Origin of the sequence: Bosea sp. ANAM02 (genome assembly GCF_011764485.1) — a bacterium.
Classification (GTDB): Bacteria; Pseudomonadota; Alphaproteobacteria; order Rhizobiales; family Beijerinckiaceae; genus Allobosea.
This window is the reverse complement of the sequence record NZ_AP022848.1, coordinates 3507402-3520019: the sequence shown is the minus strand read 5'-3', so window position 1 is coordinate 3520019 and position 12618 is coordinate 3507402. Positions and strand designations below refer to the sequence as shown.

The following is a 12618-nucleotide window of genomic DNA, read 5'->3' as shown; positions in this document are numbered from 1 at the left end:
GAAAAGCCGATGTCGATCCCGGTCGGCGTCGCCTAGAGGCTATCTCATTTTGCTGGAACGCGGGTCATCCCGGACGCAGCGAAGCGGAGATCCGGGATCCATTCCGGAACGCTTCCGGTGGAGGTTCGGGCATGGATCCCGGGTCAAGCCCGGGATGACCCCGTGGTTCCAGCAAAACCTTAACCTGGCCGGGGGCGCTGGCCTCGGGCCGCGGCTCGCTTTATGGCGGTCGGTCGAAGCGCGAAGTCCGGAGCCGGCAACATGACCCGTGATCTCGTCCTCGTGACAGGAGGCTCCGGCTTCCTTGCGGGCCATTGCATCCTCTCGCTGCTCGCGGCGGGCTACGACGTCCGCGCGACGCTGCGCGATCCCGGCCGGGAAGCGCCGCTCAGGCAAGCCTTGCGCGTGGCCGGCATCGATGCCGGTGACCGCCTGCAGATCGCCGTTGCCGACCTGATGCTGGACGAGGGCTGGACCGAGGCGGTCTCGGACTGCGCCTACCTCCTGCATGTCGCCTCGCCGGTCGCTGCGGCCGAGCCGAAGGACGAGGACGAGCTGATCCGCCCGGCACGGGAGGGCACGCTGCGTGTCCTGCGGGCTGCGCACGGGGCGGGGGTGAGGCGCGTCGTCCTGACCTCGTCCTTCGCCGCGATCGGCTATGGCCGGACGGTGAAGCGCCCCTATGACGAGCGCGACTGGTCGAATGCCTCAGCGCCCGGCCTTGCCGCCTATCCGAAATCCAAGACGCTGGCAGAGCGGGCAGCCTGGGATTTCGTCGATGGCGAAGGGCAGGGGCTGGAGCTCGCGGTCGTCAATCCCGTCGGCATCTTCGGCCCGCTGCTCGGGCCGGACCTGTCGCCTTCGATCCTGCTGGTCAAGACCATGCTGGACGGGCGGCTCTGGGCGGTGCCGCGCCTGATGTTTGGCGTCGTCGACGTGCGCGATGTCGCAGACCTGCACCTACGCGCCATGACCGATCCGGCGGCGGCCGGCGAGCGCTTCCTGGCGACCGCCGGGGACTTCATGACGATGCAGGCGATCGCCCAGGCGCTGAAGGACGGACTCGGCGAGAACGCGGCACGGGTCTCGACCCGCGTTCTGCCCGATTGGCTGGTGCGCTTCGCCGCGCGCTTCAGCGCGACCGCGCGTCAGGCCGCTACGGCCGAACTCGGCCGCAGCAAGAACGCGACGAGCGCAAAGGCGCAGGCCATGCTGGGCTGGCAGCCGCGCCTGGCGGACGAGGCTCTCGTCGCCACCGGCGAGAGCCTCGTCCGGCTCGGCCTCCTCAGTCCTCGGAAGCCTTGAACTTGTTCAGCCCGCTCATCACGAAAGGGGCGACCAGAGCGATGAAGGCGATGCCGAGCAGGGTCGCCGAGATCGGGTTCTCCAGCAGGATCATCGGATCGCCAAGGCTGATCTGCAGCGCGCGGCGCAGTTGCTGCTCCGCCATGGGCCCGAGAATGAGGCCGACGACCATCGGTGCGACCGGATAGTCGTAGCGGCGCATCAGGTAGCCGACGAAGCCGAACAGGAAGAGCATGCCGAGCTCGACCGCCGAGGTGTTGACCGCGAGCGTCCCCATCGTCGCGAAGACGAGGATGCCGGCATAGAGCCAGGGTTGCGGGATCGCCAGCAGCCTGACCCAGAGCCCGATCAGCGGCAGGTTCAGGATGACCAGCATGGCGTTGGCGATGAACAGCGAGGCGATCAGGCCCCAGACCAGATCCGGCTTCTCGGCGAAGAGCAGCGGGCCGGGGTTGAGCCCGTATTGCTGGAAGCCGGCGAGCATGATCGCCGCCGTCGCCGAGGTCGGCAGGCCGAGCGTCAGCAGCGGCACCAGCGTGCCGGCGGCCGAGGCGTTGTTGGCCGCCTCCGGCCCGGCGACGCCCTCGATCGCGCCCTTGCCGAATTCCTCGGGATATTTGCAGAGCTTGCGCTCGGTCGAATAGCTCAGGAAGGTCGGCACCTCGGCGCCGCCGGCCGGCAGGGCGCCGATCGGGAAACCGAAGGCGGTGCCGCGCAGCCAGGGCGCCCAGGAGCGCTTCCAGTCCTGCTTGGTCATCCAGAGCGAGCCCTTGATCGGGATGATCTCCTCGGGATCGCGGGCGCGCTTGGAGGCGACGTAGAAGGCCTCGCCCACAGCGAACAGTCCGACCGCGAGCGTGGTGACCTCGACGCCGTTGAGCAGCTCCGGCACGCCGAAGGTCAGCCGCGCCTGTCCCGTCAGCTTGTCGATGCCGATGAGGCCGAGCGCGATGCCGAGGAACAGGCTGGTCAGGCCACGCAAGGGCGAGTCGCCGAAAGTCGCGGAGACCGTGACGAAGGCGACGATCATCAGCGCGAAATAATCCCAGGGGCCGAACTTCACCGCGAGCTCGACAAGCAGGGGAGCCAGGAAGGCGAGGCCGATGGTCGCGATCAGGCCGGCGACGAAAGAGCCGATCGCCGAGGTCGCGAGCGCGGGACCGCCGCGCCCGGCCTTGGCCATCTTCGAGCCTTCGAGCGCGGTGGCGAGCGAGGCGCTTTCGCCGGGGGCGTTGAGCAGGATCGCGGTGGTCGAACCGCCATACATGCCGCCGTAGTAGATGCCGGCGAACATGATCAGCGACCCGGCCGGGTCGAGCTTGAACGTCACCGGCAGCAGGAGCGCGACGGTCAGCGCCGGGCCGATGCCCGGCAGCACGCCGACGGCGGTGCCGAGGAACACGCCGATCAGGCAGAACAGGAGCTTCGAGGGTTCGATGGCGACGCTGAAGCCGTGGAGCAGGGAGAGCAGGGTATCCATGGTCGGGCTCTCCTCAGAGGAACAGGCGCTCGAGCGGGCCCGACGGCAGGATCAGCGTCAGAACCTTGGCGAAGACGAGATAGATGACGAGGCCGAGCACGAAGCCGATCGCGGCGTCGACGAGCAGGGCCTGGCGGCCCATGCCGCGGGCGGTGCAGGCAAAGATCACGGTGATTGCGATGATGAAGCCGCCGCCGAGCCCGATGCAGGCGATCAGGAAGGCGAGGCCGCCGGCGATCCACAGCAGCGCCTGGCCGTCGGCCTCTTCCGGCTGCGGCAAGCCCTCGCGGAAGGCGACCACGAAATGCGAAAGGCCCAGGATGACGAGACCGGTCGCCACGACATAGGGCATGGCGGTGGGGCCGACGCCGTAGGTCGATGTGATCGTCTGCTGCGAGGCATCGTAGCCGACGAGGGCGGCGACGATCAGCAGCAGGACGCCGACGAGCAGGGCCGGCTTGTTGGCACCTTGCGTGCGCGTTTCGTTGGTCATGGCGTTCCCGCGGTCGTATCCGGCGCGTCTCGGCGCTTCTGGCGGTTGGAAAAGGGGCCGGTTTCCCGGCCCCTGCAGCGTTGGCGTTCCGTCTGGCTTACTTCACCAGGCCGACATCGGTCATGACCTTGCCGACGCGCTGGATTTCGGCCTTCAGGAAGGTGTCGAAAGCGGCGCCGGCGAGGAAAGCGTCGTCCCAGCCGCGGGCCTTGAGGATTTCCTGCCATTCCTTCGACTTGACCATTTTCTCGACCGTGTCGATCAGGGCCTTGGTCTGCTCGGCCGAAAGATCCGGCGGCGCCACGACCGAGCGCCAGTTCAGGAGCTCGAGATCGATGCCCTGCTCCTTCAGCGTCGGCGCGTCCGGCGCGTTCTCGAGGCGCTTGGGCGACGAGACCGCGAGCACGCGCAGCTTGCCGGCCTTGATCTGGCCTTCGAACTCGCCATAGCCGGAGACGCCGGCGGTGACGCGCCCGCCGAGCATGGCCGCGAGCGCCTCGCCGCCACCCGAAAACGGGATATAGTTGATCTTCTTGGGGTCGGCGCCGACGGCCTGCGCGAACAGCGCGGCAAGGATATGGTCGGTGCCGCCGGCCGAGCCACCGGCCCAGGTGACCTTGGCCGGATCGGCCTTCAGGCGCTCGGCTAGGTCCTTGGCGGTCTTGAGCGGCGATTCAGCCGGCACCACGATGACCTCGGCCTCGGCGGTCAGGCGAGCGATCGGCGTGACCTGGGTCAGGTTGACCGGTGACTTGTTGAGCAGGATCGCGCCGACCATGACGAAGCCGTTGACCATGAGCTGGTCGCCGGCACCCTTGGCGCCGATGAGCTGGGCGAGGCCGATCGTGCCGCCCGCGCCGGTCACGTTGTTGACCTGCACGCTCTTGACGATTCCCGCCGAGGTCAGCGCCTGCTGCATCGAGCGGGCCGTGCCGTCCCAGCCGCCGCCGGGCGACGCGGGGGCCATGATCTTCAGCTCGTTGACTTGGGCGAAGGCGGCCGTGGAAAGGGCAGCCAGCGCAACCGCCGTCAGGGCCGTACGCTTCAGGATGGATGTCAGCATGAATTCCTCCGCTTGCGGGCTTTGGCCCACGGGTTTCTTGGGCGGTCCGCCTGTGGCACCTTGCCGCGCCGGTCGTCAATTGCGCCTGATTGCATAATCGGAAGTCAAGAATTTTCGACGACAGGCCGCTTTCGCCGCATCTTCTATATCTTTGGTTCTACGACTCGCGCGAATGTTCCGCCCCGACACTGGCCGCGCCCGGCATGATCGCGTAAGCGCAGGGGCATGAGCCCCCCGACCCTGTCCGGCATCTCTCCTTTTGCTCCGATTCTGCCGCGGCGTCTCGCGTGTCTCGGCATGGGCCTGTTGATCGCGCTGCCACTGGGCATGTGGCTCGCCAACCGCTCGGCCCCGCTTTTCCTCGGGTTGGCAGCTCTCTGTTTCATCGCTTCGGCGGTCGCAGCGGAGGGCTGGATGCCACTGCTGCGGCGCATGCGGCAGGGATTGCGCGCCCCGGCGGGGCTGGCACTCGGCGGCTTCCTGCTCTGGGCGCTGATCTCCATCGCCTGGAGCCACCGCATCGGTGCCAGCATCGCGATGTGGGGCGAGCTGGCCTTGCCGATGGCCGGCGGCTTCGCCATCGCGACGAGCGGCCGCTTCCGGCCTGGACGCCCGGAAAGCCGCGCGCTGGCGGTCGCGCTCGTGGTCGCGGCGATCCTGATGATGGCCGAGCTGGCGACGGGGCTTTCCTTGCGCATCGCGCTCGATATCGGCAAGCAGGTCACCTACATCTTCAACCGCCCGGCGCTGGTCTGCCTCGTATTGCTGCCGGCGGCGGTCGCGGGCCTGTCGCTCCGGCGCAGGGACGGCGCGCTGGATTGGCTGCTGGCCGCGGTCTGCGTCGTCGTCGTGGCGATGATCTCCTTCGATTCCGATAGCGGCGCGGCCGGTCTTGGCTTCCTCATTCTTGCGCTGACCGGGCTGGCGGCCCGGCTGCTGCCGCGCATCACGCTCGTTCTGGTTGCGCTCGGCTTCGTCGCGACGATGGCGCTGGCGCCGGTCATCGGGCGCCTCGGCGACGAGGCCTTGCCGCAGGCCCTGCACGAGCGCCTCGCCAATTCGCACTCGCGCGACCGGGTCGATATCTGGCTGAGCTTCGGCGAGGCGATCCGCGCGCGCCCTCTGCTGGGCTCAGGTTTCGGCACGTCGCCCACACTGGATCGTCATCCCGTGGCGCTTGAAGTTTCGCCGCCGCGCCGCCAATTGCTCGCGGTCGGCCATCCGCACAGCGCGCCGGTCCAGGCCTGGGTCGAGACGGGCGCCGTCGGAGCGGCGCTGCTGACCTTCGCCGGGCTGGCGCTGCTCTGGCGCCTGAGGCACCTGCCGGCGCGCGATCTCGCGCCGCGCCTGGCGCTCGCCGCCGGCGCCTTCGGGGTCGCGACGGTGGCGCACGGGGCCTGGCAGGGATGGTGGATCGCCGCGCTGGCGCTGGCGTCCGTCTGGTTGTTCTGCGGCTTGCCGTCCACGGATACGGACGGCTGAGGGGGTATCATGGCTGATTTCGACGTCGATCTCTTCGTCATCGGGGCCGGTTCGGGCGGCACGCGCGCGGCGCGCATCGCCGCCGGCCACGGCGCCCGCGTCATGATCGCCGAGGAGGACCGCATCGGCGGCACCTGCGTGATCCGTGGCTGCGTGCCGAAGAAGCTCTTCGTCTATGCCAGTCGCTTCGCCGAGGATTTCGAGGACGCGGCCGGCTTCGGCTGGACCTTGCCGCAGGCGCCGGTCTTCGACTGGCCGACATTGCGCGATGCGGTGGCCAACGAGGTCACCCGCCTCTCCGGTCTCTATCGCAAGGGGCTCGAGGGCGCCAAGGTCCAGATCCGCGAAGAGCGCGCCGTCGTCGAAGGCCCGCATCAGATCCGGCTGGCGAAGAGCGGGGAGGTGATCCGCGCCCGCCATATCCTCGTCGCGACCGGCGGCTGGCCGTCCTTCGATCCGCCGATCCCCGGCGGCGAGCTCGGCATCTCCTCCAACGAAATCTTCCACCTGCAGGCGCTGCCGAAGCGCCTGCTCGTGGTCGGCGGCGGCTATATCGCGCTCGAATTCGCCAGCCTCTTCGCCCGGCTCGGCGTCGCGGTGACGGTGCTGCACCGGGGCGACAACATCCTGCGCGGCTTCGACGAGGATATCCGCAGCCGCCTGCGCGACGCGCTCGTCCATGCCGGCATCACCCTGCGGCTCGGCTGCACGATCGACCGGATCGAGGAGCTGGCCGACGGCACCCGCCGCGCCCATTGCGCCCATGGCGCGCCGATCGATGCCGATGTCGTGCTCGTCGCCACCGGCCGCCGGCCGAACACGAAGGGGCTCGGCCTCGACAAGGCCGGCGTCGCGATGGGCCCGCTCGGCGAGATCAAGGTCGATGCCGCATCAGCGAGCAGCGTGCCGTCGATCCATGCGGTGGGCGACGTCACCAACCGGGTCAACCTGACGCCGGTTGCGATCCGCGAGGGCCATGCCTTCGCCGACTCGACCTTCGGCGATCGCGCCTGGACGGTCGACCACGCCACGATCGCCTCGGCCGTCTTCACGACGCCGGAGGTCGGCACCGTCGGTCTGACGGAGGCTCAGGCGGTGGCCGCCGGCCGTAAGGTCAAGGTTTTCGAATCCGGCTTCCGCCCGATGAAGGCGACGATCTCCGGCCGGCAGGAGCGCATCTACATGAAGCTCGTCGTCGACGCGCAGTCGGACAAGGTGCTCGGCGTCCATATCCTCGGGCATGATGCCGGCGAGATCGTGCAGGCGGTTGGCATCGCCGTGACGATGGGCGCGACCAAGGCCGATTTCGATCGCACCGTCGCGCTGCATCCGAGCGCCGCGGAGGAGCTGGTGACGATGCGCACGCCGCGGACAGCCTAAAGCGAAACACCTTTGTCATTCCGGGGCGCGCCGCAGGCGCGAACCCGGAATGACGAAGGCTATTCCATCCGCCCCGTTGAATCGGCCTGTGAAGCGCTTGAATCAGGACGGGAGGCCGTTGCTCCAGCATGGCAACGGCGCTCGCTATCCCGTTGCGCGGAATCATCTTTCCCGATGCATGCGCCGAACGGTCGGGCATGCCCGCTACCGGGGCTTCCCTCCGAAGGTGGCCATTCCCACCTCATGGGTGTATAGCCGCCCCTTCGCGCTACCATGAGGTTAACGATGCGCGATCTCACAGTCAGGAGCACGTAGTCCCATGTCCGAGCGGTGGACGCCAGAGAGCTGGAGGGCCAAGCCCGTCCAGCAGATTCCGGAATATCCGGACCAGGCAGCCTTGAAGGCGGTCGAGCAGCAGCTCGCCGGCTTTCCGCCGCTCGTTTTTGCAGGCGAGGCGCGCAAGCTCAAACGGGCGTTGAGCAAGGTCGCCGCCGGTGAGGCCTTCCTGCTGCAGGGAGGCGATTGCGCCGAGAGCTTCGCCGAGCATTCGGCCGACAATATCCGCGACTTCTTCCGGCTATTCCTGCAGATGGCGGTTGTCCTGACCTTCGCCGGCGGCTCGCCGGTGGTGAAGGTCGGCCGTATCGCCGGCCAGTTCGCCAAGCCGCGCTCGGCTCCGACCGAGACCATCGGCGGCGTCGAACTGCCGAGCTACAAGGGCGACATCGTCAACGACAACGAGTTCACCGCCGAGGCACGCATTCCCGATCCGCGCCGCCAGCTCGAGGGCTATCGCCAGTCGGCGGCGACGCTGAACCTGATCCGCGCCTTCGCGACCGGCGGCTACGCCAATCTCGACAACGCGCATCGCTGGATGCTCGGCTTCGTCAAGGATAGCCCGCAGTCGCATCGCTACCAGGAGGTGGCTGAGCGCATCACCGAGGCGCTGGAATTCATGCGCGCGATCGGCATCGACCCGGAGACCCATCCGGAGATGCGCACGACCGACTTCTATACCAGCCACGAGGCGCTGCTGCTCGGCTACGAGCAGGCGATGACGCGTACGGATTCGACGACCGGCGAATGGTACGACACCTCTGGGCACATGCTCTGGATCGGTGATCGCACCCGCCAGATCGACCATGCCCATGTCGAATTCTTCCGCGGCATCAAGAACCCGATCGGCCTGAAATGCGGCCCCTCGACCACGGTCGACGGCCTGCTCAAGCTGATCGACGTGCTCGATCCGCAGAACCAAGCGGGCCGCCTGACTCTGATCGCGCGTTTCGGCGCCGACAAGGTCTTCGACCATCTGCCGGCGCTGGTGCGGGCGACGAAGCGGGAAGGCCGCAATGTCGTCTGGTCCTGCGACCCGATGCACGGCAACACGGTCAAGGCCGCCAGCGGCTACAAGACCCGGCCCTTCGATCTGATCCTGGGCGAGGTGAAGAACTTCTTCGCCGTCCATCAAGCCGAGGGCACGCATGCCGGCGGCCTGCATCTGGAGATGACCGGCAAGAACGTCACCGAATGCACCGGCGGCGCGCGCGGCATGACCGATGCGGACCTCAACGACCGCTATCACACCTTCTGCGATCCCCGCCTCAATGCGGAGCAGGCGCTGGAACTCGCCTTCATCGTCGCCGAGCTGGTCAAGCGCCAGCGTGCCGGCCGGGCGCGGCCCGAGGTCGAGGCGGCCGAGTAAGGCACCTTACCAAGTCGATGAACAGGAAAGGCCGGGGCTTTCGCCCCGGCCTTTTTCATGCAGCCCTCGGTCGTTCAGAACTTCAGGGCGGCGCCAACGCGAGCCTGATTGAGGCTTGTGGTGACGCCTTCGACGTCGTGGAAGCGGGTATAGAGGTACTCCGCACGGACAAGGATGTTGTCTGTCAGCGCGGCCTCGATGCCGCCGCCGATCACGCCGCCGAAGCCCCAGACATCCTTCTTGGGACCGCCGACCATGCGCGGCCAGCCGACATAGCTGCCGAGCGCGACGCCGTTGACATCGGTGGGACCCCAGTCGCTGTAGACCGAAACATTAGTGTCGAAGCGTCCAACCGCCGCGCCGATCGTGAAATAGGGCATCAACCGGCCATAGGCGTAGCCGAAGCGGGCACGCAACGAAGCGTAGTCGTTGATCCGCGCGCTCTGGTTCAGGCCCACGGTAAGAAATTCATTGCCGACGCGCCGCGATTCGAGGCGGGAAGCGGCGGCTTCCTGATCGATGCGCGAGTAGTCCGCTTCGAGGCCCATGACGACGTCGCCGAAAGCCCAGTTATAACCGACATAACCGCCGAAGATGCTGCCGCTGTCGCGGCGCGGCATGGTGCGCGTCAGGTCGTAGACGTTGATCGAGCTCGCGATTGTCGTGTTCAGCATCGCGTAGTCGATCAGCCTGTCGACGCTCTGATCGCGCTCGAAGCGGGATTGCGCCTGCCCGGCGAAGCCGCCGACATAGAAGCCTTCCCAGGTGAACTGGCTTGGCGCTGGGGGTGCGTCCTCGATCTGCGAGCCGCGCAGAACGGGATAGTCCGCCGCCAGCGTCGGTGCTGCGAGAAGGCTGGTCGCGAGGGCCGTCGACCCAAGCATGAGCGCGATGGAACGGATGCGCATCCTGATCTCCCCGAGCAGCGGTCCGGATCCACCCGTTTTGCCGTGCTCTGAGGACAATTCATGCCTTGGTAACCCTAATGCGGGGTTAACGATGCGGTATTCCACCGAACCGCCGGATTGTCGCCTGCCGGCAAACGCGCCATAAGCCGGCCATGACCTCACCCTTGGTTCGCTTCGCGCCGTCGCCCACCGGCTACCTGCATATCGGCAACGCCCGGCCGGCGCTGTTCAACTGGCTCTTCGCCCGCCGGCACGGCGGCCGCTTCCTGTTGCGCTACGACGATACCGACATCGCCCGCTCGAAAGTGGAATATGCCGATGCCATCGCCGAGGACCTGGGCTGGCTTGGCATCGAGCCCGATCAGGTGATCAAGCAATCCGAACGGTTGGCGATCTATGACGCCGCCGCCGACAGGCTGCGTGGGGCAGGGCGGCTCTATGCCTGCTACGAGACGGCCGACGAGCTCGACCGCCGCCGCAAGCGCCAGCTCGCCCGCGGGCTGCCGCCGATCTATGACCGCGCCGCGCTGAAGCTCACCGATGAGCAGAAGGCGGCCTTTGCGGCGGAGGGGCGCAAGCCTCATTGGCGCTTCCTGCTGGAGCCGCGCGAGGTCGCCTGGGACGATCTGGTGCGCGGCCCCTCCCATGTCGATTGCGCCTCGCTATCGGACCCGGTCCTGGTTCGCGAGGATGGCAGCTATCTCTACACGCTGCCTTCCGTCGTCGACGATATCGAGACCGGCGTGACCCATGTCATCCGTGGCGAGGACCACGTTACCAACACCGCGGTCCAGGCCCAGATCTTCGAGGCGCTCGGTGCGAGCCTGCCAACCTTCGGCCACCACAACCTGCTGACCACCGCGAGCGGCGAGGGGTTGTCCAAGCGCCTCGGCCATCTCTCCTTGCGCGGCCTGCGCGAGACGGGCGTCGAGGCACTGGCCGTGGCGACGCTGGCGACGCTGGTCGGCACGTCGGACGCCGTGCGCCCGGTCGCGAGCCTCGACGAGCTCGCAGGCCTTGTCGAGCTCGACCATGTCTCGCGTGCCCCGGCCAAGTTCGACGAGCACGAGCTGGAGACGCTGAGCGCCCGCACGCTGCATCAATTGCCGCTGGCGGCGGTCGAGCACCGTCTTAACGCGCTCGGCATCGCCGCCGAAGAGGCGTTCTGGCAGGCCGTGCGCGGCAATCTCGCGAAGCTCGACGAGGCCGCCCAGTGGTGGCGCGTCGTACACGGGCCGATCGAGCCGGTAATCGCCGATCGGGATTTTGCCGTGAAGGCGGCCGGGTTGCTGCCGGCGGCGCCCTTCGACGCTACGACCTGGAAGAACTGGACGCAGGCCGTCTCGGCCGCAACCGGCGCCAGGGGCAAGGCGCTGTTCATGCCGCTGCGCCAGGCCCTGACCGGGCTCGACCACGGGCCGGAACTGGCTGCGCTGCTGCCGCTGATCGGGCGGGAAAAGACGCTGAAGCGGTTGGCTGGCGGGAGCGCCTGAACTCACCGGCCCCGCTGGGGTTCAGCTCCCGTCATGCTCGCCCTTGTGGCGAGCATCCACGTCTCCGACACCGCTCCACATCGACGCTGACGTAGCTGGCCCCGGCAAGTCCGCTCATGGCGAATAGTGGGTGAAAGCTGGTCCCGCTCAGGGACGAGCGACCTGCGGGCTCAGGTTGGGCGCGAGATTGGGCGCGACGATCCGCACGGTTCGGCGCTCGCCGGTGGCGCTGCGCGATTCGCTCTTCAGCCCGTCCTTCTTGTCGAGCACCTTCTCGCCGACCGTGTCCGGGCCGACGCCGGCGGATTCGGTGCCGGCTGTCGGCGAATCCTCCGAGGGCATCGGCTTTTCGTCTGCCACGGCCGGAACAGGCGCCGCCGCGGGCTGGGCTGCGGGAGCGCCCTTGCGCTTGGGATCGGCCTTCGGCCGCGACAATTCGGCCGCGCGCTGCTCGCTGAGGATGACGTCGCCCTTGCGCTTGTCGAGCAGATATTCGGCATCCCTGAGGGCGGCCGACCAGCTCTGCCCCTGGCCGCGGCAGGTGCAGGCGGCGTCGAAGCTGCGGGTGTATTTGCCGGCATTGGCCAGCGAGGAATAGGGCTGGCCGGTCGCGCGCGAGGCGGCGTTCTGGATGTCGCCGCCGGCGCTCATGCCATAGGCCAGGGTCTCGGTGCCCGGGCACAGCGCCTGGCACATCTCGTCGCCATTGCCGGTATTGTTCGAGAGCGGGAAGAAATAGCCGTCGCAGGTGCGCACGCAGACTGTCTGCGGGCCGCCGAGACGCGGCTTGGCCGGTTCGGTCGGCTGCTCGGGATCGAGCTCCGGCAGGGTCGAATCGATCTCGCCGGGGCCGGGATCGCGTCCGAAGATCGTGTCGAAGAAGCCGCGCGGCTGCGCCCGGCAGTTGTTGTTGATCGCGGCGGCGAGCTGGGCGCGGCGCTGCTCGATGCCGCCGCCCTCCGCCTGGCTCTGCAGCGCGCCGTACTGGTTCTTCAACTGGCCGAGCTGCTGGCGGATGAAATTGCATTGCGGCGGCGGCGAATCGAAGAAGCTGAAGCCGCGATCGCAGCCCATGGCGCGATACTGGTTGCTCAGTTGCGCGAGCTGTGCCCCGACCCGGCGAGCAGCCTGCGCCGCGCGCGGATCGCCGCCGCCGCGGCCCTGCAGGCTTTCAAGCTCGGCGCGCCAGGCATTGCAGGACGCCGACTGCGCGAGCGCGGTTCCGCCGAGGGCCGCCAGCATCAGAAGGGCCATGCCGAAGCGTCTGGACAGTCGCAGCATCATCGCAGGTCGGGTCACGTCATCCATG

Annotated in this window: 10 protein-coding genes; 5 read left to right on the top strand and 5 right to left on the bottom strand. The window is 68.0% G+C overall.

Features of this window, described 5'->3' with window-relative positions; translation table 11 throughout:
• The first annotated feature begins 261 nt into the window (after positions 1-261).
• On the top strand, positions 262-1305 hold the full coding sequence (locus OCUBac02_RS16885) for an SDR family oxidoreductase (RefSeq protein WP_173047240.1): 1044 nt from the start codon (positions 262-264) through the stop codon (positions 1303-1305).
• Here OCUBac02_RS16885 and OCUBac02_RS16880 read toward each other — a convergent pair.
• The 3 genes from OCUBac02_RS16880 to OCUBac02_RS16870 form a co-directional block, all read right to left on the bottom strand.
• Positions 1286-2785 (bottom strand): tripartite tricarboxylate transporter permease, encoded by a 1500-nt coding sequence (locus tag OCUBac02_RS16880; RefSeq protein WP_173047238.1) that lies wholly within the window; start codon positions 2783-2785, stop codon positions 1286-1288. The genes OCUBac02_RS16885 and OCUBac02_RS16880 overlap by 20 nt on opposite strands.
• A 13-nt stretch (positions 2786-2798) precedes the next feature.
• On the bottom strand, positions 2799-3278 hold the full coding sequence (locus tag OCUBac02_RS16875; protein WP_173047236.1) for a tripartite tricarboxylate transporter TctB family protein: 480 nt from the start codon (positions 3276-3278) through the stop codon (positions 2799-2801).
• Positions 3279-3375: 97 nt separating this feature from the next.
• Complete coding sequence (locus OCUBac02_RS16870) at positions 3376-4341, bottom strand: Bug family tripartite tricarboxylate transporter substrate binding protein (RefSeq protein WP_052232622.1); 966 nt, start codon at positions 4339-4341, stop codon at positions 3376-3378.
• 297 nt (positions 4342-4638) lie between these two features.
• Between OCUBac02_RS16870 and OCUBac02_RS16865 the strand changes: the two genes are divergently transcribed.
• The 3 genes from OCUBac02_RS16865 (at position 4639) to OCUBac02_RS16855 (ending at position 8908) form a co-directional block, all read left to right on the top strand.
• Positions 4639-5823: an O-antigen ligase family protein gene (locus OCUBac02_RS16865; protein WP_173047234.1), complete on the top strand. Its 1185-nt coding sequence runs from the start codon at positions 4639-4641 to the stop codon at positions 5821-5823.
• A 9-nt stretch (positions 5824-5832) separates the two neighbouring features.
• Positions 5833-7203: a glutathione-disulfide reductase gene (gene gor, locus OCUBac02_RS16860; protein ID WP_173047232.1), complete on the top strand. Its 1371-nt coding sequence runs from the start codon at positions 5833-5835 to the stop codon at positions 7201-7203.
• Between the two features lie 319 nt (positions 7204-7522).
• A complete protein-coding gene (locus OCUBac02_RS16855; protein ID WP_173047230.1) occupies positions 7523-8908 on the top strand; it encodes a class II 3-deoxy-7-phosphoheptulonate synthase in 1386 nt (461 codons plus the stop codon).
• A gap of 74 nt (positions 8909-8982) precedes the next feature.
• Here the strand turns inward: OCUBac02_RS16855 and OCUBac02_RS16850 are convergent, their stop codons facing one another.
• Positions 8983-9816, bottom strand: coding sequence for an outer membrane protein (locus OCUBac02_RS16850; RefSeq protein ID WP_173047228.1), 834 nt, complete (start codon positions 9814-9816; stop codon positions 8983-8985).
• 152 nt (positions 9817-9968) lie between these two features.
• Between OCUBac02_RS16850 and gltX the strand changes: the two genes are divergently transcribed.
• Complete coding sequence (gltX, locus tag OCUBac02_RS16845) at positions 9969-11309, top strand: glutamate--tRNA ligase (protein ID WP_173047226.1); 1341 nt, start codon at positions 9969-9971, stop codon at positions 11307-11309.
• Positions 11310-11456: 147 nt separating this feature from the next.
• Here gltX and OCUBac02_RS16840 read toward each other — a convergent pair whose 3' ends face one another.
• Positions 11457-12617 (bottom strand): DUF2865 domain-containing protein, encoded by a 1161-nt coding sequence (locus tag OCUBac02_RS16840; RefSeq protein ID WP_173047224.1) that lies wholly within the window; start codon positions 12615-12617, stop codon positions 11457-11459.
• Between the last annotated feature and the right edge of the window lies 1 nt (position 12618).